We start from the raw sequence: 22827 nt of genomic DNA, 5'->3' as shown, positions 1-22827 counted from the left end.
CACGATGAATCATAAGCACCACAAAGAACATTTGCTGATGCAGATAGACTATCGAATCCGGCGCTACAAAAAAGCGCGCCAGGAAAAATCCAGCATCTTGGCGCAAACGCTGTTCTTGGGCACGCTGGGACTGGTGTTGGTCCTGCCGATCATCGGCGGAGCCTATCTGGGCTGGTGGCTGGATAGTCTGGCGGACGGTTATTCGATGCGTTGGACCCTGAGTCTATTGCTATTGGGGGTATTGGTCGGCGTCATCAATGTCTATCTGTTAGTCCGGGAGCAGGACTAGTACAGCACCCTTATTGTAATGGCGAGTAAAGACATTAAAAAATACCTAAGAATTTCAGATGAAAAATGGATGCTGTACTAACAAGCTCAAGAATAAAAAGGGAGCCATCGCCAAAGCCTATAACGGGACATTAGTTGGGCGGCACATCATGCGCCGAAATCGATAATGTAAAGTAGCCCGAATTTCCTTGGTGGATTCCGGGCAGTCTGTGGTAAAACGGGTGATAACACATCGGTGATAACGAGCAAGAAAGCAATGAATGATGATTATTCGATTACAGTCGGCTCGCTGACGATTCACGCCTCGATCATCACGACCTGGGGCATCATGCTGGCTTTTATTGGTTTTGCCTGGCTGACGACGCGACATCTGAAAATGCTTCCCAGCCCGCTGCAAACGGTGATCGAGGCCGGCTTCGGCGTCATCGAACAAAGCATACTGACGGTGGCGCCGGAACACGGCCGACAAATCATGCCCTTTATCGCGACGCTATGGATATTTCTCGTCATCGCCAATCTGATTGGCCTGATTCCCGGACTGCATTCGCCGACCCGCGACCTGTCGGTGACCTCCGCTCTGGCGCTTCTGGTATTTCTGTCGGTGCACTGGTTCGGCATACGCACTCGGGGCTGGAAAAAATATCTACACCATTACTTGCTGCCGACCCCCATACTGCTGCCGTTTCATATCATCAGCGAACTGACTCGCACACTGGCGTTGGCGATCCGTTTATTCGGCAACATCATGAGCCTGGAATTGGCGGCGATGCTGATCTTGCTGGTAGCCGGCTTCTTGGCCCCTATCCCCATCCTGATGCTGCATATCATCGAGGCGTTGGTGCAAGCTTATATTTTCGGCATGCTGGCGCTGATTTACCTGGCCGGCGCGATACAATCCCAACAACAATCTCATCCGCAGGAATAACATGAACGAAATGATCTGGATAGTGTTAGGTTCGACGATTGCGGCCGTGTTCGGCATTGCCATCGGCGTATTGGGTCCGGCGCTGGCGATGGGCAGAGCCATTAACAGCGCGCTGGAGGCGATGGCTCGCCAACCCGAGTCGGAGCGTTCCATCATGCGAACCCTATTTATCGGACTGGCGATGATCGAATCACTGGCCATCTATTGCTTGGTCATCATTCTGATCGTGCTGTTTAAAAATCCGCTATTGGCTTATATCGTTAATTGACCGGGACGCCGTCAGATGGAATTCAACCTATCCTCTTTCTTCCTTGAGATCATCAATTTTCTGATCCTGATCTGGATATTGCAACGTCTATTTTACCGGCCGATTCGGGACATGATCGCCAGGCGCAAAGAGTTAATCGACCATTCGCTGGGTCAAGCCGAACAAATGCGCAAGGAAGCCGAACAGCTGAAAAAAAATTATCAGAATCGCCAACATCAATGGGAACAAGAAAAACAAGCGGCGATCGCGCATCTGCATCAGCAACTGGAAAAGGAAAGAGACAAAGTAATGTCGAAGCTGCAGGAAGAATTGGACCAGGAACGTCATAAGGCGCGCACCGCGATGCATAAGCAGCAACAAGAAATCCATCTGCAGCAACAAAAATTGGCGCTAATGAACGGTTCCCGCTTCGCGGCGTTGATATTGCGGCAGGCGGCCGGTCCGGAACTGGAACAGCGTTTGTTTGAACTGCTGCTGAGTCAATTAAAGCAACTGCCGGAAGCCTGTATTCAATCCTTGCAAACAGTGGACAGCAACACCTCTCTGGAAATCAATGTCAGCCATGCCTACCCCATTACTCATGAGCAACAACAGCGTCTCGAGCAAAAATTCGCCTCTCTGATCGATAATCCGATGCAATTCCAATATGACCAGAATACGCACCTGATCGCCGGTTTCAAGATCGATATCGGCGCCTGGATACTGCATGCCGATCTGCAACATGAATTAAGCGGATTTACGGAGATCGCCCGTGATTTCTGAGGCCGATTGGTACGCTGACAGCAAGCTGTTGCAAAGACAGCAGGAATGGCTGGAGAACTACCAACCCGGCTTACGCGTCGCCGAACAAGGCATCGTGGTCTCGATCGGCGACGGCATCTGCTGGATCAAAGGCTTACCGTCGGCGGCGATTGATGACATCCTGATCTTTGCCGATGGCAGTCGCGCGATAGTATTCGACCTTAACCGCGAGCAGATCGGCGCCGTGCTGCTATATGAAACCGAAGCGCTGACCGCCGGCACGCTGGTCTACTTAGCCCGTTACAGTCTCAGCGTGCCGGTCGGAGACAGCTTTTTGGGACGGGTGATCGATCCGCTCGGCGAACCACTGGACGGATTAAGCCGTCCCTCTCATGTGGTTCGCGGCAATCTGGAACAGCCTTCTCCGCCTATCATCGCCCGCGAGTTTGTCCACAAACCGTTATACACCGGCATCAAAATCATCGACTCGATGATTCCGCTGGGCAAAGGACAACGTCAGTTGCTGATCGGCGACGAAAGCACCGGCCGCAGTTCCTTGGCCATCGACACCGTGATCAATCAAAAGGACAAAAACGTGTTGTGCGTCTATGTGCTGATCGGACAAAAACGCACCACCGTCGTCAATACCATCGACACCTTGCACCGTCATGGCGCACTGGATTACACCGTTTGCGTCGTCGCCGAAGCGAGCGCCCTGCCCGGCTTGCAATATATCGCGCCATTCGCCGGCTGCGCGATCGCCGATTATTGGATGAAACAAGGCCATGACACCTTGATTGTTTACGACGATCTGGCGACCCACGCCAAGACTTACCGCGAACTATCATTACTGCTGCGTCGGCCGCCAGGCCGAGAGGCCTTTCCCGGCGATATCTTCTTCGTTCATTCCCGGTTGCTGGAGCGTTCCACCCAGTTGAATGCCGCGCATGGCGGCGGCAGCATGACCGCCCTGCCGATCGTCGAGACCCAACAGGGAGAAATCGCCGCTTATATTCCCACCAACCTGATTTCGATTACCGACGGCCAGGTTTATCTGGATAGCAATCTGTTTGTCAGCGGCTTTCGTCCGGCCATCGACATCAGCAAGTCGGTTTCCAGAATCGGCGGCAAGGCTCAACATACGGCGATACGCGATCAAGCGGATAGAATGAAGCTGGATTATTTGCAATTTTTGGAGCTGGAAAATTTCTCCCGTTTCGGGCAAAAACTGGAAGCGTCGATGGAAGCCAAAATCAAACGCGGACGGCTGTTGCGGGAAATCTTGAAACAAGACCGCCTGATGCCGGCTAGCAGCGCCTTTCAATTAGCCTGGTTGATCGCCTACAACAACGGTTTGTTCGATCCGCTGAAGCCGTCTCAGATCGACGAACAAATGGAACGCCTGCAAATTGCGGTGGACGAGTCGGTGTTGTCATTAAACAGCGACTTAGAGCAATGGCGCAGATTTCTAGCCGATGTTTTGACTCCTAACGAGGATGATGCATCATGACGCAAAGCCGCACCCTGCAATTGCATATCGAGCAACTGAAGGACATACGCAGCATTCTGCATTCGCTGAGAAACATGGCTTTCATGGAAATCCACAAACTCAGCCAATATCAACAGGCGCAAGACCGGGTCGTCCGCCATATCGAAACGGTGATGGCCGACTTCCTGCAGTTTTATCCCGGTTTACCTAAGGTCGATGCGAACAGCCCGTCTATCGTCATCGTGGTCGGTTCCGAAAGGGGTTTCTGCGGCAACTTTAATGAAAGCCTGATCGAACAGTTAACGGAGTTGTCGCCCAGCCAGATCATTGCCATCGGCAATCGTCTGTGCAATTGCCTGAATCAGGCTCAGATTTCCTTCAGCGCCGTTCCGGGAGCTAACGGCGGCGATGAAATCAAGGAAGTGCTAAGCCAATTGATCGACGCCCTAGGCGAGCTACGCTATCAACAAACGCTCTGCAAGCTTTCGGCCCTATATCATCACGGTGAACATGCCGGCATCATCCAACGCCCCTTATTGCCTCCGGCGACCGCGGAGCGACATTCCGAACATCGAATTGAACCGCTGCTCAATTTACAGCCGCCCCAGTTTCTCTTTGAACTGGTAGATCATTATTTATTCAGCTCACTGCAAGATGTGCTGTACGCATCTTATGCCGCGGAAAATAATCAACGCCTGCAACATCTGGATAATGCGGTCAATCATCTAGACGAAGAAACGGCACGATTGAGCAAAATCAGCCAAATTTACCGCCAGGAGGAAATAACCGAAGAAATCGAAGTCATATTGTTGAATGCGCAACCCCCTTCCCAGTAAGCCGCAATTCCCATCAGTTTGGCCATTTTTGCTGCGTTGTAATTATTCAGCGTAGTTTTACTAAGAGGGAGTAGGTTATTGATTTATCGGGCTGTCTGCAACAGGACGTTGCAGTCAGAGCTTACATGGAAGTATTCACGCGTCCTGAGAAATCAATGACCTACTGCCTAAAACCCGAAAGATACTGAATAGTTACGCTGCGTTTAGGGCATGGGGGTGTCTGTCGAGGAGCGCCGTTCACCCAGCACCTAAATTATCCTGTAATGTAAAATATAGTCCAGTAGCCATGGAATTTAGGTGCTGGGTAGACCCATCCCAGGGTTCCCTCATTAAAAAGTACCTGAACCAACACATTGGTTAATATCGCATCATCCCTCTGGGCGGGGCGGGTTATTTCACCCGCCCCGAACGTTTAACTTACTCTAGGCTAGTCACGGTTGAATCGTTCAGGACCTCGTTGACCTGCATTTCGCATTCGGATGTTGAACAGCGTGAAGCGCATCAAAAACCGGTGCGCTTCCTATCGTCAGCACACCCTACCGCATCGTAGGGCGGCTTCGCGAAGCAAGCCGCCAAAAACCGCCACCGGGGCAAAATTGGCCGTGCACGCGAGGCGGGGTATTTAACACACCCTAAACGTTTAACTTACTTTAGGCGTATTTGTCGTTAAATTCTGTTTTGCCACTCATTCATTTAATGAGGTAGCCCTGAGCCCCATCCCTTGGGGGCTTGACGGCCGCATCCTTGCTGCCGACATCCTCGCCAAACACACCCCATGCCCTTTTTGAACTCCAAACTGATGACATGGGAATTGCGGGCTCTTTCGGCTTGATTCGACAATGTTACGCTAAAGAAACCATGCTGAAAGGTTGTTGCAAGGTTCAAACGCTAGAATAGCCTTAAAGTTTTAAAATTTCCGAACATTCTTAAAACGGGGTAAGGCAGCCATTCTCATCGACCATCTTTCCCGGTTCTGAGTCAACTGCAACAATCATGCGTACAACAACTTTCCAAATACTCTCGCTGAATTCATTGCTGCTATTTTCCCTGTCGGCGTCTGGCGCCGAAATCGCTCAACATAGATTAGATCTGACCACGCATTTTTCCGGTTACTTAGTATTAGGCATTTTTTCCATCGCCTATATCCTGGTATTTTTAGAAGAAAAACTGCACCTGCACAAGTCCAAACCCGTTTTGGTCGCCGCCGGGTTGATCTGGGCGATTATTGCCTTCATCTACGCGCAACATGATATCAGCGAAACCGCCAACAAAGCGCTGAAGCATCATTTTCTGGAATATTCGGAACTGTTTTTTTTCTTGATGGTTGCGATGACCTATATAAGCGCGATGATAGAGCGCGGGGTTTTCGAGGCGCTGCATTATAAACTGGTTTCCAAAAACTTCAGTTATCGGCAGCTTTTTTGGCTGACCGGAGCGATGGCTTTCATGATCTCACCGGTCGCCGATAATTTAACCGCCGCCCTGATTATGTGTACCGTGGTATTAACAGTCGGGTCGTCGCAACCCGATTTTACCGCGATTTCCTGTGTCAATATCGTCGTCGCCGCCAATGCCGGCGGTGCATTCAGTCCCTTTGGCGACATCACGACCTTGATGGTTTGGCAAAAAGGCATCATAGAATTTTCGACTTTCTTCAAGTTATTCATCCCCGCCATAGTCAATTTCCTCGTGCCGGCCGCGTTGATGCATTTTTATTTGCCTAAGGGTCATCCCGAACTGCCCGAAGAAGAAGATGCGGCCATTAAACATGGCGGGATCATCATAGTCTTGTTGTTCCTGGCCACCATAGCCACTTCTATCTTGTTTCATCAGTTCCTGCACATTCCCGCCGCTTTCGGCATGCTGATGGGCCTAGGTTATTTGAAGATGTTCGGTTATTACTTACGCCTCAAATTCAGACAAGAAAGGGCTTCTTTTGACATGATTCCGGGGTCGGAGCCTTCCGGCAGCGCCTTCGATGTCTTCAGCCACATTGCCAAATCCGAGTGGGACACGCTGTTCTTCTTTTATGGCGTCATCATGTCAGTCGGCGGAATTGGATTCATCGGCTATTTAAGCGATATATCGGCATTCATGTACGATGAACTGGGCGCGACCACGGCAAACATAATGGTCGGATTATTATCGGCCATCATCGACAATATTCCGATCATGTTCGCCGTATTGACAATGAATCCGGCAATGCCCGAAAACCAGTGGCTATTGGTCACCTTGACCGCCGGCGTTGGCGGCAGTCTGTTATCGATCGGTTCCGCTGCCGGCGTCGCACTGATGGGACAAGCAAGAAATTCCTATACCTTCTTGGTCCATTTAAAATGGTTTCCCGCCATAGCCTTGGGTTATCTTTTTAGTATTTACACTCACTTGATGCTGAATGGCTGAACTGTCATGCTGCTTCACGCGGCACTTACACGTCCCTCTCTGACTACAACGACTGGTCACCAAGGACGGGGAAATGCAGATTTTACAGGTAGAAAATTGCTCCTGCATTTCGCATAGCGACATGCGGCTATTTGCGCCGCGGATTCGCCAAAGTCTGCCCGTAGGAGGCCCTCCCTCGGCCCGAATGGCTCTTTTCGCGCCGAGGGCGGCGCTCCTACGCAAAGCACCGTCTTGCCTTCGGATGTGCTGAACTGCGTCGGGAGAGGAATCCATATCCTCATCCTGCCTGGCGTATTTGTTGTTAATTTTCTGTTTTGCCACTCATTCATTTAATGAGGTAGCCCTGCCAAAGGGCTAAGACAGGCTGGTTTCTTAACCCGAACTCAGGTTACAATAAATTTTTTCAGGAATGCGTCGGCGGTTTGCCATCGGCTCTCTAAATCAATGACTTGTCGTCACCGATTTTGGCAGTGCCGATTTACTCAGCCCATCCCTAAGTCGAGCAAACAATCCACACTTGCTCTCTAGCCGTTTTTATGTGAGCCTCGTCGAGCCGACCGGTATGCCTTTTAGCCCATCATCCTGGGTTGCGGCGATCGCCGGAAATTTTGTAAATTTTTATTTATCTGCATTAATGGTTCATGCATAAACAGAATAAGGACGCCTTTATACGCCACGTCATGATGCAACATTTGGCCCATTTGTTGCCCCGTGAAATTGCCGAGTATTTAGAGCAGCAGGATCAGCTGCGCTCAGTGGACGACGATTTGGCGACGGCGATAGAGGATTGGAATAAAAAGATTTCCGTGCAGTCCTACTGGCAAGGAGTTTTCAATGATTATGAAGAAAAAAAATATCAAGCTTTGCTTGAACGCTATAAGCAGGCCCTGTTCGGCAAACGGCAATTAAAAATCAACTACGAAGATTTGCCGGAGCCGGTTATCTTCAATCCGTTCGGTCTGGTCGTCCGCAATTCCCAATATTTCTTCGCCGGCTCTTATGGTGACAGCCAAGAGCCAAATTTATTGCCGGTCAATAAACTGCATGCGCTGTCGCTGACCGAGTCCCCCGCCCTGACCCCGGAAGCTGATTTCGACCTCGAGGCGTTTTCCGAAACCTATTTGAACCATCCGGTCTCGCCCCATCTGATTAAACACCTGATCGTCGAGTTTCCGGAGAAATCGTATTTCTACGTCAAATCCCATCCCATCCGCTGTAAAAAATTCATCCTCAGCGAGCCGCAAGGATCGCCTGGTTACTTCAATCTGGAAGCTTTTGATGTCCCCAACACCATCAAATTGCAGCGCTGGCTGTCCGGGTTCCACGATGATGCTCAGGTTTTGAGGCCTGCTTTTTTAAGGCGACAAATCAACCGTTCCTATGTCGACCAACTGACCAATCTTTATAACCGCAATGCCTTTGACCGCTTGGGGCAGCGTGAAGTAGAACGCTATTACCGTAACAACGATTGCCATTTCTCGTTGCTGGTGATGGATATCGATCACTTTAAAACCATCAATGACCAGCACGGCCATATCTTCGGCGATGAAGTATTGGTCAAAGTCGCCGAATGCTTCAGGGGCTATGACGCCATACGCTATGGCGGCGAGGAGTTTGCGGTGTTATTGCCCGAAACGCGCGCCAAACAGGCGCATATCGCCGCCGAACGGATCAGAAAGAACATCGAACGATTATCGTTAAAGAATGATCAGCGCCAGCCCGTTCCGGTCACGATCAGTATCGGCATAGCCGAGTTCCCAATCCACCTGTCGACATCCGATCGGAAGATTCTCAATGCGCAGAAGCACAGTAAATCCCCCCATCAATCGAAAAGCAACCTGATGACGGCGATCACCGGCCAGGCCGACAAGGCGCTCTACCAAGCCAAGGGGTCAGGCCGCAACCAGAGCGTGATTTACCAAGCCGACTTGTCCTGATTAACCCTCATAGACTCGTGCTTTCTTCGCTTATTGACTCAAACTTCCTGCAGACAAAAGCTCAAGGCGTCTTGCCAATGCGGCATGTGCAAACCGAACTTTTGTTCCAGTTTAGAAACATCCAGCCTTGAATTTAACGGCCGTTGCGCCGGCAACGGATAAGCCGAAGTGGGGATTGCTTCGAGACGACGGGTTTTGACCTTGAAGTCATCTCTCTGTCTGGCCATGGCGATAATCGCCTCGGCAAAGCCATGCCAACTTGTGGCGCCGCTGGAGGTCAGATGATAAAGATCCGACTCGAACAATCCCTGTTTTTTCTCTAGGACGGATTGCTTGAGAATATGCGCGCTGGTTTCGGCAATTAATCTCGCCCATGTCGGACTGCCGTTCTGGTCGGCTACAATGCTTAATTCTTCGCGTTCGGCCGCCAGTCTAAGTATGGTTTTTAGAAAATTACGTCCCCTGGCCGCATAAACCCAGGATGTCCTCAAAACAACATGATCGGCGCCGCTCTCCCTGATCGCCATTTCGCCGGCCAGTTTCGTTTTGCCGTAGACATTGATCGGCTTTGGACTATCGGTTTCCCGATAAGGCCTGTCCGAGCAACCATCGAACACATAATCGGTGGAATAATGGATGATCAAGCCTTGCCTTTTTTTCATCTCCTCGGCCATCCAGCCAGGCGCCGAAGCGTTGATGGTTTGCGCCAACTCGCTTTCCTGTTCGGCCTGGTCGACGGCGGTATAGGCGGCCGCATTAACCAGCACATCGGGGCCGATATCGCGTATCGCGGCACATATTTTCTCAGGCTCGGTCAGGTCAAATTGCCGCCGTGACAGGGCGACCACGTCGCCTAACGGCAACAAAGCCCGCATCAGTTCCCAACCGACTTGACCCTGACATCCGGAGATCAATATCTTCATGCAAAATACTCTGCGTCTTTAAATGCGACGCCCTGTTTGTCTTTCTTGGAAAGCCGGGGCTCGCCGGCGACCGGCCAAACGATTTTCAGCTCGGCGTCATTCCAAGCGATACAGCGTTCATGTTGCGGCGCATAATAATCGGTGGTCTTATACAGAAAATCCACCGTTTCGGACAACACGACGAAGCCATGCGCGAATCCAGGCGGCACCCAAAGCTGACGATGATTCTGATCGCTGAGTTCGACGCCGGCCCAACGGCCAAAAGTCTTTGACGATAAACGTAAATCGACGGCGACATCGAACACGCGACCGCGACCGACGAAGACCAGTTTGCCCTGCGGCTGCTGAATCTGATAATGCAGGCCCCTTAACACGTTTTGACTGGAACGCGAATAATTGTCCTGGACAAAAGTTGTTTCTATGCCGGTCGCCTGGGTGAATTTTTGTTGATTGAAGCTTTCCTTGAAGAAGCCGCGCTGATCGCCGAACACCTTAGGCTCCAAAATCAATACATCCGGGATTTCGGTCGTTATCACCTTCATCAGAATACCGTCTCCTCCAGCAAGCGCATCAAGTATTTGCCGTAATTATTTTTTAACAATGGTTCGGCCAGTTTCTTCAGTTGCTCATCATCGATCCATTGCTTACGCCAGGCGATTTCTTCCAGACAGGCGATCTTCAGGCCCTGGCGATTCTCGATGGTCTGAATGAACTGGGAGGCATCCAACAGAGATTCATGGGTTCCGGTATCCAACCAGGCCATGCCCCGCCCCATGATCTCGACCGAAAGCTGCTGTTGTTGCAGATAACGGCTGTTGACATCGGTGATTTCCAACTCGCCGCGCGCCGAAGGCTTGATCGACTTGGCGATCTCAACGACTTGATTGTCGTAAAAATACAGCCCCGTCACGGCATAACGCGAACGCGGTTGGGCTGGTTTTTCCTGCAGACTGATCGCGGTTCCGTAGCGGTCGAATTCGACCACGCCATAACGCTCCGGATCCTGCACCGGATAGGCGAACACCGTTGCGCCCTGCTGTTTTTGCACGGCCCTGACCAACAGTGGCTCAAAATCATGACCATAAAACAGATTGTCGCCAAGCACCAAGGCACAGGGAGCATCACCGATAAACTCCTCGCCGATAATGAAGGCCTGGGCCAGCCCCTCGGGTGCGGGCTGCACCGCATAATCTATTTCTATGCCCCATTGCTGGCCGCTACCGAGTAAATATTCGAAGCGCCCGATGTCTTCCGGAGTCGAAATGATCAATACCTCCTTAATCCCGGCCAGCATCAGCACGCTGAGCGGGTAATAAATCATCGGCTTGTCATGAACCGGCAGCAATTGTTTCGACACCGCCAGGGTCACTGGATGCAAACGTGTGCCGGAGCCGCCGGCCAGGATTATGCCTTTCATCTATCAGTCTCCTGTCTGTAAACCGAGTCGTTCGCGTTGATAACTGCCGTCCTGAACCCGTTGCCACCAATCGGCATTATCCAGATACCATTGCACGGTCTTGCGGATGCCGCTAGCAAAGCTCTCCTGTGGCGTCCAGCCCAATTCGTCGGCGATTTTACCGGCATCGATGGCGTAACGCCGATCGTGGCCGGGACGATCCTGAACATGGGTGATCAAGTCCTGATAACGGCTGATGCCGGCCGGATGCTCTGGCTTCAGTTCATCAAGTATCACACAAATCGTTTTCACCACCTCTAAATTGGTTTTCTCGTTATGTCCGCCGATGTTGTAGGTTTCCCCGACCTTTCCTTCGCTGACCACCTGGTAGAGAGCGCGGGCATGATCATCGACATACAGCCAGTCGCGGACCTGGTCGCCTTCACCGTATATCGGCAACGCCTTGCCTTCCAGTGCATTCAGGATGACCAAGGGAATCAATTTCTCCGGAAATTGATAAGGCCCGTAGTTGTTGGAACAATTCGTCAACACCACCGGCAAACCGTAAGTCCGCTGCCAAGCCCTGACCAGGTGATCCGATGCCGCCTTGCTCGCTGAATAGGGCGAACTGGGATCATAAGGGGTTTGTTCGGTGAACAAGCCGGTCTTGCCCAAGGCGCCATAGACTTCGTCGGTAGAGATATGATGAAACCTAAACGCCTCCTTTTCGTCTACTTCCAAGCTTTGCCAATACTGTCTTGCCGCCTCCAGCAAAGTATAAGTGCCGACGATGTTGGACTGAATGAACTGCCCCGGACCGTCTATTGAACGGTCCACATGGGACTCGGCGGCCAAGTGCATGACCGCATCCGGCCGATGATCGGCAAACAGGCGCGCAATGCTTACGCCGTCGCAAATATCGAAATGGGCGAAGTGATAGCGGTCATCGTTAGCCACCGACGCCAATGACTCCAGGTTGCCGGCGTAGGTCAACTTATCGATATTGACGACTTCGTGATCGGTTTCTTCCAGCAGAAACCGGATCAAGGCGGAGCCGATAAAACCGGCGCCGCCGGTGACAAAGATTTTTTTCTGACTCATAGTTATTTGTTGGACTGCATTCCTCAAGATTGACTCAGCATAGCACTAGCATGGCATTCATTATCATCTGACGAGTTGTCTGCTTTAGCAAGCGCATGAATTCTTAGGTGTTTTTTAATGCCCTTACCCGCTATTAGAATAATGCTGCCGTACTAGCACTCAGTCATATTGTATATGACGGATACTCGGTAGGCGCCAGCAATTTTTGCCGTGTCTACCCTGAGTTCGGGTTAAGACGGTACAGGTAGCTCTGGAAGAAGTGTGCGCGGCATGGATGCCGCACTCAAGCAATTCCCAGTTTGAACATTTTTGCTGTGTTTAGGGCATGGGGTGTGTCTGTCGAGGAGCGCCGTTCACCCAGCACCTAAATTATCCTGGAATGTAAAATATACTCCAGTAGCCATGGAATTTAGGTGCTGGGTAAACCCATCCCTGGGGGCTTGACGGCAGCATCCTGGCTGCCGACATCCTCGCCAAACACACCTCATGCCCTTTTTGAACGCCAAAGTGGGAATTGCTGTGCAAGACAGCCCGATAAATCAATAATCTACTCCCTCTGATAAAATACGCTGAATAATTACAACTGAAGTTTCCCAGTTTTTAGGGGGGTATCCTGACTTGTAGGGGTATTTTTTAATGGATTTGCCATGTTTCACGCAAACCCTGTTAAAAATAATGTCGCTCTAGACGCTACAACGGATTACTTCCGAATTATTAGGAAACTTCAGATTACAATCTATTTAGTGTAATTGATTAGCAAACGCGGGTACATAACTATCGCCTAAATTTACCTATTCGCGTTGCAAATCTGAGGATTAGCGCCAATTTAGCTGGATAGCGAGCTGGGTTGACCGACCGATTGCGGCGACACCCTCCCCCGCGGCCTTCGATGACGTGGGGGGGGGAGGAGGATGACGCCTAAACAATACCGGGCTTATTTTTCGGGGCGAATGGAAATATCCGCCTTGGCTTCCAAGTTCGACAGCACCGCGTTGAATGTGTTCTGACCGAAAGCATTGGCAATATTTTTCTCGGCCAACTGCTGCTTTTGTTTGTCGCTTTCACTCATCTCGCCTTCCGTCACCGCGGTGATGCTGACGACATTTTGTGAGCCATCCGGATCGGCGGCTACAATGACAGTAGGCTTATTGGCCATGGGTTTGGCGGCCTTGAACACAGCCTGTGTCACCGGCCAGCTTAATTTCTTGCTGTTACGCTTCAAATCTTCAATAGTATTGACTTTCAAGCGATATGTTTCGGCGACCTCGGCCATCGACTGTCCGTCCAATAGCGCGCTCTTGATTTCCGCCGCTTTCTCTTTGGCTTGCTCTCTGGCCTTTTCCGCCTGTATCGCGGTGATAATGGCCGGTTTGATTTCGTCCTGCTCTTTAACCGTTGCCGGCTTGTGTTCCAGCATTCTCAACACGATCAACTTGTCGGTACCGATTTCGACGGGCTCGCTGTTATTGCCTTTCAGAACCTCTTCGGAAAACGCGGCATTACGAACCGCCTCCTGTTCCGCCACGCCTTCCCCGGCATTACGGCTAAACAGTCCGGTTTTCTGAATGGTTAGACCCAGTGCTTCCGAAGCCGCCTGCAGACTGCCAGGGTTCTCATAGCTAACTTCCGCCAGCGTTTCCCCCAGTTCATAGAAACGAGTTTCCGCCTGCGCTTTTTTATAGGCCTTAGCGATTTCGGTTTTTACGCTGTCATAGGGTTTTACTTCGCCGGGAACCAATTCGGTGACCTTGATCAGGTGATAACCGAATTCCGACTTCACCGGCTCCGAAACCTCGCCTAGCTCCAGGCTGGTGGCGGCCTCTTCAAACGCCTTCTCCATGACGCCGACATTGAACAAGCCCAGGTCTCCGCCTTTTTTAGCGGTTAACTTGTCGTCAGACACTTCTGCGGCCAGCGTCGCAAAATCGGTGCTCTGCAGCCGCTGTTTGGCTTTTAAGGCCCGTTGCAGCGTCTCCTCGTCGTCAGCATCGTCAGCAAAGGCAAACAGCATGTGACTGATTCTTCGACGCTCTTTAGTGGTATAGAGGTCTTTCCGTTCTTGGTAATAGCTTTTTAACTGCTCTTCACTGGCGTCGATGTCCGCGGCCAGCTTGTCCAAAGACAATTCCAGATAAGCAATGGCAACCTGCTCTTCCGTCCGATAGGCCGCTTGATGTTGTTGATAATAAGCCTCGATCTCTGCTGCGCTTGGCTGTTCCGTGACATCTTTTAACGGCACGCTGAGATAAGCGATATCCCGAGTTTGATTTTGGATCGCAAAAAAACGGTCGATATCGCCCTGGGTGACGAAGCTGCTGTCGGTAATGGCTTTTTGATACTGCTCCATCACCAAGGCCTTTTTGATGCGATCAACAAACTCCGCCGACGACATGCGCTGAGAACCTAACAAAGCCTTGTACTGCTGCTTATCGAACTTGCCGTCGGTCTGAAAATAATCCAGACTTTTGATAAAATCCCTGGCCGTCTGGTCGGTGACCACCAAGCCTTCATCGCGGACATGCTGATGCAACACTTCGTCACGAATCAGTTTATTGAAGGCTTGCTGCTTGATGACTTCTTCGTCAAAGTTCATGCCGGCCAGATTCTGGGCATATTGCGAATACGCTCTGCTGAGATCCTGTTGATAAAATTCTTTATCGCCTACCGATGCAATTGGCGCCTCTTTGCCGCCTCCCAGATAATTCTGAATACCCCATAATGCAAAAGGGACACAGATGAGTATCAGAATGACCCATGCGAATACGCCCTGCGATTTATCTCTAATCTTTTGTAGCATATGTCCTGCCTTTAAACAGAAGTAAAGCCCGTTTATTCAGGCTATAACAAATTTCATGCAAAAAAAAACCCCGAACCATAAGGTCCGGGGTTTGATATTTGGCGGAGCGGACGGGACTCGAACCCGCGACCCCCGGCGTGACAGGCCGGTATTCTAACCAACTGAACTACCGCTCCAAAGTCTGGTGGGTGCTGAGGGGATCGAACCCCCGACCCTCGCCTTGTAAGGGCGATGCTCTCCCAGCTGAGCTAAGCACCCGACTAAAGAGAGACTAGTTTACAGCATCTTTTAACGATTTACCAGCCTTAAATGAAGGAATTTTCGCCGCCTTAATGGTGATCTCGGCGCCCGTCTGGGGATTACGACCTTTTCTTTCGGCCCTTTCTTTGACCGCAAAAGTGCCAAAGCCCACTAATGCGACTGAATCATTGTTTTTCAATGCATCGGTTACGGCAGCAATAAAGCCGTCTAAAGCGCGACCCGCATCTGCTTTTGTTAAATCCGCTGAATCAGCGATTGCATCGATAAGTTCCGATTTATTCATTTATTTCCCCTTAGGATGTGAATGTTAATTATGCTCAGATTAATAGTTTGCCCACCGATCCGCCCTTGACAGCCTTTATCGACCCGCTGGATAAATATAGACCCCGTCATAGCTACGCTATGCCAATAGATAAGATAAATAAAAGACCTCTAACTTATACGGCGCAAACTATTAGCTTGTTATTGTATTGAACTAACCGTTTCTTTAAAAAAACCGACCCCCAGCCTCTTATCCAGAAACAGCGATATTTATATCAATTGGCGTTCATCGCTGTCAAGCACAAAAACCCTGCAAGCCTTGATATTTAAGCTTTTGAGGTCTATTTCGCATGATCCCCGCAAGCCAACTCCCGGTGACTCGCGTACGGTTTTCAGAGATTTCGGCCAAATAAAATGGCGACATCGATACCAACACAACGGGTCTACCGAAAAACCGGGCGACTGCCATCGCTTATGAAAAATCGACGTAATTATCCAGCGTACTTTTATCAGAGGAAGTAGGTTATTGATTTATCAGGCTGTCTGCAACAGGCGGATTTTTGCTCTGACCGCCAAGGAAGTGCAAGTGCAGCGTGAAGAAGAATGCTGTTAGCTGCCAGGGAAGTATTCACCCAGCATCTAATAACGAAGATTATTAATCATAGCCAATAACCTAGGGTATTTAGGCGCTGGGTGAACGCGTCCCGAGAATTCAATGACCTGCCGCCTAAATCCTGAAAGACGCTGAATAGTTACCAATCGGCTTAATGCGCCATCACACTTTGCTGCTTCTTTTTCACCTTTTTGCAGCCTGCTTGAGTCGAGATACTTTTATCGGTCGACTCGGGCATGCGCTGCAAAGCCACTTCCAAGACCTCCTCTATCCAGTGTACCGGCTTGATATCCAGATGCTGCTTGATATTTTCCGGTATTTCCGCCAGATCTTTTTCGTTTTCCGCCGGAATCAACACCGTGGTAATGCCACCTCGGTGCGCAGCCAGTAGCTTTTCCTTCAGACCGCCAATCGGCAGCACCTCGCCTCGCAAGGTGATTTCTCCGGTCATTGCGACATTAGCATGCACAGGGATCTTGGTTAACGCCGAAATTATTGCGGTACACATCGCGATGCCGGCGCTGGGCCCATCCTTTGGCGTGGCGCCCTCCGGCACGTGGATATGAATGTCGTTCTTCTGGAACAACTGTTCATCTATCCCCAGCCCTGGGGCACGACTCCTGACCACGGTCACGGCCGCTTCGATCGACTCCTTCATCACATCTCCCAGCTTACCGGTCGCCAGCTGCTTGCCCTTACCCGGCATCACCGCAGTTTCGACTGTCAACAATTCTCCACCAACTTCGGTCCAGGCCAGTCCGGTCACCTGCCCTATCTGATCCTTTTCCTCGGCAATGCCATAACTGAAGCGTTTGACACCCAGATATTTCTGCAGACTTTCCGCATCGATGACTTCTCCGCCAGTAGTGGTTTTCAATAACAAGTCCTTGACGACCTTGCGGCAGACCTTGGATATTTCTCGCTCCAAGCTGCGCACGCCCGCCTCACGCGTGTAATAACGAATGATATCCCTAACCGCATCTTCGGAAAACTCGATCTCGGAAGACTTCAAGCCATTGTTTTTTATTTGCTTCGAAATTAAAAAACGTAAGGCGATATTGATTTTTTCATCCTCGGTATAGCCGGGCAAACGGATTACTTCCATCCTGTCCATCAGCGGCGCGGGAATATTCATCGTATTCGCGGTCGCGACAAACATCACGTCGGACAGATCAAAATCGACTTCCAAATAATGATCGGCGAAGGTATGATTCTGCTCCGGGTCCAGCACTTCCAACAGTGCGGAAGCCGGATCACCGCGAAAATCGGCAGCCATCTTGTCAATTTCATCCAACAGGAACATCGGATTGCGGGTTTTAATCTTAGCTATATTCTGTAAGATCTTACCCGGCATCGAGCCGATGTAGGTGCGTCTATGCCCTCGGATTTCCGCTTCATCCCTGACCCCGCCCAAAGCCATCCGCACATACTTACGATTGGTGGCGCGCGCGATCGATTGTCCCAGCGAGGTTTTACCGACGCCCGGAGGGCCGACCAAACACAAAATCGGTCCTTTCAACTGTTTGACGCGTTGCTGCACGGCCAGATACTCCAAGATCCGTTCCTTCACTTTCTCCAGGCCGTAATGTTCTGCCTCCAACACCTCTTCCGCCAGCTTCAGATCATGACGCACCTTGGTTTTCTTTTTCCAGGGCACACTGACCATCCAGTCGATATAATTGCGCACCACGGTCGCCTCGGCCGACATCGGCGACATAAGTTTCAACTTGTTCAGCTCGGCTTCGGCCTTCTCCTTGGCTTCCTTCGACATGCCGGCGGTAGCAATCTTCTTCTCCAGCTCTTCAATTTCATTGACAGCGTCATCCATTTCGCCCAACTCTTTCTGAATCGCCTTCATTTGCTCATTCAGATAGTATTCCCGTTGGTTTTTCTCCATTTGCTTCTTGACTCGACCGCGTATTCTTTTTTCCATTTCCAACAGGTCGACCTCACCCTCCATCAAGGTCATCAATGCTTCCAGACGCTCGGTGACATTAGCCATCTCTAGCATCTTTTGCTTTTCTTCGACCTTCATCGACATATGAGCGGCCATGGTATCCGCTAACCGGCCTGGATCGTCGATACCCGACACCGAGTTCAAAACCTCGGGCGGAATCTTACTGTTCAGCTTGACATACTGGTCGAAGGAATTGATCGCCGTCCGTAGCAACACCTCCAACTCCTGATCGGAAATATTCAACTCATCTTCGATTTCTGTCGTCAATGCGCAGATGTAATTTTCAACTTCCTGGTACTTGTGCACCTTGCAACGCTGACTCCCTTCCACCAGCACCTTAACCGTGCCATCCGGCAATTTCAATAATTGCAAAATATTCGCCAACGTACCGGCCCGATACAAGTCATCAAACCCGGGCTCGTCAACATCCGCTTGTTTTTGCGCGACCAACAGAATTTGCTTGTCATCTTTCATCGCCGCTTCCAGCGCATCAATCGACTTATCCCTGCCCACAAACAATGGAATCACCATGTGCGGATAAACCACGACATCACGTAGCGGCAGCACAGGAATCAAGTCATCTTTATTTATTAAATCGGTCATTTCAATTGCTTCCATTAGCGGAATTTCAAATTACTCATCGTAAGTATTATATATAAGGCCAATATTACAAAAAGCAAGTGGGGTGGTAAAAATGGACGCATAAAAAACGGGCATTTTTATGAAAATGCCCGTTTTAGTTATCGGCGATTGACGTGCTCACTCAGCAACTGCCGTCGCGTTGTTAGCTCGACCAAGCAGCCAAGAAACGGTGGTCAGCCGTTAATTGCGGACAAAGCCAGCACATAGTCAATATTATTCTGTCGGCAATTGTGAATGTAGGTGCAGATTTAGGCCGCGCACTGCGAATAAATTCGCACCTACCGCAGCCATGTCATCAATTTGGCGCTCAAAAGGGCAGGGTGTGTTTTGGCGAGGATGTCGGCCGCAAGGATGCGGCCCTCAAGCCTCCAGGGATGGGTTTACCCAGCACCTAAATTCCATGGCTACTGAACTATATTTTACATTCCAGGATAATTTAGGTGCTGGGTGAACGACGCTCCTCGACAGACACACCCCATGCCCTAAACACAGCAAAAATGCTCAAATTTGGATTGGCTGGCGCCTACCATGTACCCGTCATATATAACATGACTGAATACTAGGAATCAGATGCGACTTTTTTCGCTTCCGTTTCGTAAACCAGAATAGGATCCGACTCTCCGGTGATCACGCCTTCATCGATGACGACCTTTTTAATGCTGTCGTCTGAAGGCAAATCATACATGGTATCCAACAGCACATTCTCGACGATAGTGCGCAAGCCCCTGGCGCCGGTTTTGCGATCCATCGATTTACGAGCAATAGCCGCCAGAGAATCCTCTCTGAACTCCAATTCCGCGCCTTCCATTTCAAACAAATGTTGATACTGCTTGACCAGCGCATTCTTCGGTTCAGTCAAGATCTGCACCAACGCCGCTTCATCAAGTTCCTCCAGCGTCGCCACAACCGGCAAACGCCCGACAAATTCCGGGATCAGGCCATACTTAATCAAGTCTTCAGCCTCGACATCGGCGAAAATTTCGCCCAGGTTCTTGCTGTCATCCTTGCTTTTGACCTCGGCTGAAAAGCCAATGCCGCCTCTTTCCGAACGCGCCTTGATCACGCGATCGAGGCCTGCAAATGCACCGCCGACAATAAACAGGATGTTAGCCGTATTAACTTGCAAAAATTCCTGCTGCGGATGCTTGCGCCCACCTTGCGGGGGCACCGAAGCAACAGTCCCTTCAATCAGCTTCAGCAAAGCCTGCTGCACGCCCTCCCCGGATACATCGCGGGTAATCGACGGGTTGTCCGATTTACGCGAAATTTTATCGATTTCATCGATATAAACGATGCCGGTTTCGGCTTTTTCGACATCATAATCGCATTTCTGCAATATTTTCTGAATGATATTCTCGACGTCTTCGCCGACATAGCCGGCTTCGGTCAAGGTCGTCGCATCGGCGATGGTAAAAGGCACATCCAGCAACCTGGCCAACGTCTCGGCCAACAGGGTTTTACCCGAACCGGTCGGGCCGATCAACAGAATATTGCTCTTCGCCAGTTCGACTTCATCCTTTTTATTTTTACTGCGCAGACGTTTATAGTGATTATAGACCGCCACAGCAAGAATTTTCTTGGCGCTTTCCTGGCCTATGACATAATTGTCGAGCTCATTCTTGATTTCTTTCGGCTTAGGCAACTGACCATTGCCCACCGCTGATTCATTTTCCGACAACTCGTCCCTGATGATGTCATTGCAGAGCTCTACGCATTCATCACATACGTAGACTGAAGGTCCGGCAATAAGCTTTCTGACTTCGTGCTGACTTTTTCCGCAAAAAGAACAATACAGCAGCTTCTCATCGTCATTGCCGTTTCTGTCTTTACTCATATACTAGGCTCCACTAACATCACACCCGATGTATTAACTTTCGACAGTTCAAAGAATATATCGAAACCGAAAAAATTACCAATCTTTAGCCGTTAAACGCTACGATGGGTCAGCACTTGGTCGATCAAACCATATTCAGCAGCGTCATAGGCGCTCAGGAAGTTGTCCCTATCGGTGTCCTGACGGATCTTCTCCAGATTCTGCCCGGTATGACGGGCCAACACCTTATTCAATTTTTCCCTGATCGACAAAATTTCCCTGGCATGAATATCGATATCGGAGGCCTGCCCTTGAAACCCACCGAGCGGTTGATGAATCATCACCCTGGAATGCGGCAAACAATAACGCTTGCCGGCCTCGCCTCCGGCCAATAACAAGGCGCCCATGCTGGCGGCCTGGCCGATACACATCGTACTGACATCGGCTTTGACAAACTGCATGGTGTCGTAAATCGCCATCCCCGCAGTCACCGAACCGCCGGGTGAGTTGATATATAAATGGATATCCTTGTCCGGGTTCTCAGACTCCAAAAACAATAGCTGGGCGACCACCAGATTCGCCATATAATCCTCGACCTGGCCGACCAGGAAGATGACCCGCTCCTTCAACAACCTCGAATAAATATCGAAAGAACGCTCACCACGGGCAGTCTGCTCAATAACCATAGGCACCAGACCACCGGCCGCCTGAGGCGAGATTATTTGCTCCGTTCCATTCTGATTATTAAACATACTTATAACCCTTCATTAATGTTGGTGTTGACCGCTCATTACTTCATCAAATTTGACCGTTTCATCGGACAGCTTCGCTTTATTGACCACCCATTCAACGGCTTGATCTTCCAGAACAATTTGTCTGACGTCGTCCAAGCGGCTGTCATCGGCATAATACCAGTTGATCACGTCTTCCGGTTTTTCATAGCTGTTGGCCATGTTTTCAATGGTCTCCCTAACCTTTTCGTTATCGACCTTGATTTCATTTTTCTGGATAATTTCTCCCAAAATCAAACCCAACGCGACGCGGCGCTTGGCCTGTTCTTCGAAGGCATCCCTCGGCAGATCCAGGTCTTCCAGCTTCAAGTTCTGCTTTTTGGCATTTTCTGCATAGGGCTGCATCAGCTGCTGAATTTCCTGGTCAACCAAGGCCTTGGGCGTGGTGACGGTGATGTTTTGATAGATCGCATCCATCACGGCATTTTTCAGCTTGCCTTTTAACGCCTGCTCCAGTTCTCTTTCCATGTTAGTTTTGACATCGTCACGGAACGAGCTCATTTCACCGTCTTCAATGCCGTAAGCTTTGATGAAATCGGCATTCACTTCCGGCAGTACCGGCTCTTCGACTTTGATCACCTCGATTTCAAACTGAGCCTGCTTGCCCGCCAGCTTATCATTACCGTACTGTTCCGGGAAGGTAATGTCAAAGGTCTTGCTGGCGCCTGCCTCCAAGCCCACCAATTCCTCTTCAAACCCCGAAATCATCTGCTTGCCGCCAATAACTACCTGGTAGTTCTCGACTTTCCCATCGGTAAAGTTCTCACCGTCACAGACACCAGAAAAATGAATTGTAACGCGATCATTTTCCTGGGAAGCTCGCTCAACGGCATTCCAGTCTTTTTTCTGCTCACGCAACTTGTCTATCATCTGATCCAGATCAGCCTCTTCAACCGTCGACGAAGTCCGGGTGATTTCCAACTGATCGACGACATCCAGCGAAATTTCCGGATACACTTCGAATTCCGCGACATATTCAAAGCCTTCTGAATTATCGGCCGGATGAATATGCGGATGACCGGCCGGAATCAAGTCCTGTTGTTGCAGAGCCTCGAAGTACGTGCTTTGAATCAGATCACCGGACACTTCGCCTCTGACCCGGTCGGCAAATTTTTTCTTAATCACATTGAGCGGTACTTTGCCAGGACGAAAGCCATCAAGTTTAACTTCACGCGCCAATGACTTAAAACGCACTTCCATTTTTTCCTGAACGACTTCTTCAGGTATGCTGACAGTCATCTTGCGGCTTAATTCTGATGTCTTTTCGACAGAAACTTGCATTACTTTACCTCAAAAAATTAATAATTAGGTTGTATCCTGGATACCGGAAATCGGCTATATGAAGCTGGGGAAATTAACGGTGACCATCGTTAACTATAACTTGG

At 50.2% G+C, this 22827-nt stretch carries 18 protein-coding genes and 2 tRNA genes; 8 read left to right on the top strand and 12 right to left on the bottom strand.

Annotation, left to right across the window (positions count from 1 at the left end; all coding sequences use genetic code 11):
* Window positions 1-4 precede the first annotated feature (4 nt).
* From Q9L42_RS09455 to Q9L42_RS09420, 8 genes are all read left to right on the top strand, one after another.
* Entirely contained in the window at window positions 5-289 is a 285-nt protein-coding gene (locus tag Q9L42_RS09455; RefSeq protein ID WP_305908688.1) for an AtpZ/AtpI family protein, read from the top strand.
* Between the two features lie 255 nt (window positions 290-544).
* Window positions 545-1213: a F0F1 ATP synthase subunit A gene (locus tag Q9L42_RS09450; protein WP_305908689.1), complete on the top strand. Its 669-nt coding sequence runs from the start codon at window positions 545-547 to the stop codon at window positions 1211-1213.
* A gap of 1 nt (window position 1214) precedes the next feature.
* Window positions 1215-1481, top strand: coding sequence for an ATP synthase F0 subunit C (atpE, locus tag Q9L42_RS09445; RefSeq protein WP_305908690.1), 267 nt, complete (start codon window positions 1215-1217; stop codon window positions 1479-1481).
* Between the two features lie 15 nt (window positions 1482-1496).
* Complete coding sequence (locus Q9L42_RS09440; RefSeq protein ID WP_349432678.1) at window positions 1497-2243, top strand: F0F1 ATP synthase subunit delta; 747 nt, start codon at window positions 1497-1499, stop codon at window positions 2241-2243.
* Window positions 2244-2268: 25 nt separating this feature from the next.
* Window positions 2269-3732 carry a F0F1 ATP synthase subunit alpha gene (locus tag Q9L42_RS09435; RefSeq protein ID WP_432648895.1) on the top strand — a complete coding sequence of 488 codons (1464 nt, stop codon included), beginning with the start codon at window positions 2269-2271 and terminating at the stop codon, window positions 3730-3732.
* On the top strand, window positions 3729-4547 hold the full coding sequence (locus Q9L42_RS09430; RefSeq protein ID WP_305908693.1) for a F0F1 ATP synthase subunit gamma: 819 nt from the start codon (window positions 3729-3731) through the stop codon (window positions 4545-4547). The genes Q9L42_RS09435 and Q9L42_RS09430 overlap by 4 nt, the downstream gene beginning before the upstream one ends.
* 993 nt (window positions 4548-5540) lie before the next feature.
* On the top strand, window positions 5541-6950 hold the full coding sequence (gene nhaD / locus Q9L42_RS09425) for a sodium:proton antiporter NhaD (protein WP_349432676.1): 1410 nt from the start codon (window positions 5541-5543) through the stop codon (window positions 6948-6950).
* 641 nt (window positions 6951-7591) lie between these two features.
* The gene (locus Q9L42_RS09420) at window positions 7592-8887 is read left to right on the top strand and encodes a diguanylate cyclase (RefSeq protein WP_349432675.1); all 1296 of its coding nucleotides are present in this window, start codon (window positions 7592-7594) and stop codon (window positions 8885-8887) included.
* 38 nt (window positions 8888-8925) lie between these two features.
* Here the strand turns inward: Q9L42_RS09420 and rfbD are convergent, their stop codons facing one another.
* From rfbD to tig, 12 genes are all read right to left on the bottom strand, one after another.
* Complete coding sequence (gene rfbD, locus Q9L42_RS09415; RefSeq protein WP_349432674.1) at window positions 8926-9810, bottom strand: dTDP-4-dehydrorhamnose reductase; 885 nt, start codon at window positions 9808-9810, stop codon at window positions 8926-8928.
* Complete coding sequence (gene rfbC, locus Q9L42_RS09410) at window positions 9807-10352, bottom strand: dTDP-4-dehydrorhamnose 3,5-epimerase (protein ID WP_305908698.1); 546 nt, start codon at window positions 10350-10352, stop codon at window positions 9807-9809. The genes rfbD and rfbC overlap by 4 nt, the downstream gene beginning before the upstream one ends.
* Window positions 10352-11227 carry a glucose-1-phosphate thymidylyltransferase RfbA gene (gene rfbA / locus Q9L42_RS09405; RefSeq protein WP_305908699.1) on the bottom strand — a complete coding sequence of 292 codons (876 nt, stop codon included), beginning with the start codon at window positions 11225-11227 and terminating at the stop codon, window positions 10352-10354. Before rfbA ends, rfbC begins: the two co-directional genes overlap by 1 nt.
* A 3-nt stretch (window positions 11228-11230) precedes the next feature.
* A complete protein-coding gene (rfbB, locus tag Q9L42_RS09400) occupies window positions 11231-12307 on the bottom strand; it encodes a dTDP-glucose 4,6-dehydratase (protein ID WP_349432673.1) in 1077 nt (358 codons plus the stop codon).
* Between the two features lie 934 nt (window positions 12308-13241).
* The gene (locus tag Q9L42_RS09395) at window positions 13242-15104 is read right to left on the bottom strand and encodes a SurA N-terminal domain-containing protein (RefSeq protein WP_305908700.1); all 1863 of its coding nucleotides are present in this window, start codon (window positions 15102-15104) and stop codon (window positions 13242-13244) included.
* A 99-nt stretch (window positions 15105-15203) separates the two neighbouring features.
* Window positions 15204-15280: transfer RNA gene (locus Q9L42_RS09390), tRNA-Asp, on the bottom strand.
* Window positions 15281-15286: 6 nt separating this feature from the next.
* Window positions 15287-15362: transfer RNA gene (locus tag Q9L42_RS09385), tRNA-Val, on the bottom strand.
* A 13-nt stretch (window positions 15363-15375) separates the two neighbouring features.
* A complete protein-coding gene (locus Q9L42_RS09380; protein ID WP_305908701.1) occupies window positions 15376-15648 on the bottom strand; it encodes an HU family DNA-binding protein in 273 nt (90 codons plus the stop codon).
* Window positions 15649-16390: 742 nt separating this feature from the next.
* Complete coding sequence (lon, locus tag Q9L42_RS09375; RefSeq protein WP_349432672.1) at window positions 16391-18799, bottom strand: endopeptidase La; 2409 nt, start codon at window positions 18797-18799, stop codon at window positions 16391-16393.
* Window positions 18800-19397: 598 nt separating this feature from the next.
* Window positions 19398-20672, bottom strand: a complete 1275-nt coding sequence (clpX, locus tag Q9L42_RS09370) for an ATP-dependent Clp protease ATP-binding subunit ClpX (RefSeq protein WP_305908702.1) — start codon at window positions 20670-20672, stop codon at window positions 19398-19400.
* A gap of 92 nt (window positions 20673-20764) precedes the next feature.
* Window positions 20765-21403: an ATP-dependent Clp endopeptidase proteolytic subunit ClpP gene (gene clpP / locus Q9L42_RS09365; RefSeq protein WP_305908703.1), complete on the bottom strand. Its 639-nt coding sequence runs from the start codon at window positions 21401-21403 to the stop codon at window positions 20765-20767.
* A 15-nt stretch (window positions 21404-21418) separates the two neighbouring features.
* Complete coding sequence (tig, locus tag Q9L42_RS09360; protein WP_305908704.1) at window positions 21419-22723, bottom strand: trigger factor; 1305 nt, start codon at window positions 22721-22723, stop codon at window positions 21419-21421.
* Between the last annotated feature and the right edge of the window lie 104 nt (window positions 22724-22827).

Source organism: Methylomarinum sp. Ch1-1 (genome assembly GCF_030717995.2).
Lineage (GTDB): Bacteria > Pseudomonadota > Gammaproteobacteria > Methylococcales > Methylomonadaceae > Methylomarinum > Methylomarinum roseum.
This window is presented reverse-complemented; position numbering and strand designations above follow the sequence as displayed.

Coding starts and splice junctions, on each gene's coding strand:
- Q9L42_RS09455 (WP_305908688.1), top strand. CDS start 5: ATGAATCATAAGCACCACAAAGAACATTTGCTGATGCAGATAGACTAT.
- Q9L42_RS09450 (WP_305908689.1), top strand. CDS start 545: ATGAATGATGATTATTCGATTACAGTCGGCTCGCTGACGATTCACGCC.
- atpE (WP_305908690.1), top strand. CDS start 1,215: ATGAACGAAATGATCTGGATAGTGTTAGGTTCGACGATTGCGGCCGTG.
- Q9L42_RS09440 (WP_349432678.1), top strand. CDS start 1,497: ATGGAATTCAACCTATCCTCTTTCTTCCTTGAGATCATCAATTTTCTG.
- Q9L42_RS09430 (WP_305908693.1), top strand. CDS start 3,729: ATGACGCAAAGCCGCACCCTGCAATTGCATATCGAGCAACTGAAGGAC.
- nhaD (WP_349432676.1), top strand. CDS start 5,541: ATGCGTACAACAACTTTCCAAATACTCTCGCTGAATTCATTGCTGCTA.
- Q9L42_RS09420 (WP_349432675.1), top strand. CDS start 7,592: ATGCATAAACAGAATAAGGACGCCTTTATACGCCACGTCATGATGCAA.
- rfbD (WP_349432674.1), bottom strand. CDS start 9,810: ATGAAGATATTGATCTCCGGATGTCAGGGTCAAGTCGGTTGGGAACTG.
- rfbC (WP_305908698.1), bottom strand. CDS start 10,352: ATGAAGGTGATAACGACCGAAATCCCGGATGTATTGATTTTGGAGCCT.
- rfbA (WP_305908699.1), bottom strand. CDS start 11,227: ATGAAAGGCATAATCCTGGCCGGCGGCTCCGGCACACGTTTGCATCCA.
- rfbB (WP_349432673.1), bottom strand. CDS start 12,307: ATGAGTCAGAAAAAAATCTTTGTCACCGGCGGCGCCGGTTTTATCGGC.
- Q9L42_RS09395 (WP_305908700.1), bottom strand. CDS start 15,104: ATGCTACAAAAGATTAGAGATAAATCGCAGGGCGTATTCGCATGGGTC.
- Q9L42_RS09380 (WP_305908701.1), bottom strand. CDS start 15,648: ATGAATAAATCGGAACTTATCGATGCAATCGCTGATTCAGCGGATTTA.
- lon (WP_349432672.1), bottom strand. CDS start 18,799: ATGACCGATTTAATAAATAAAGATGACTTGATTCCTGTGCTGCCGCTA.
- clpX (WP_305908702.1), bottom strand. CDS start 20,672: ATGAGTAAAGACAGAAACGGCAATGACGATGAGAAGCTGCTGTATTGT.
- clpP (WP_305908703.1), bottom strand. CDS start 21,403: ATGTTTAATAATCAGAATGGAACGGAGCAAATAATCTCGCCTCAGGCG.
- tig (WP_305908704.1), bottom strand. CDS start 22,723: ATGCAAGTTTCTGTCGAAAAGACATCAGAATTAAGCCGCAAGATGACT.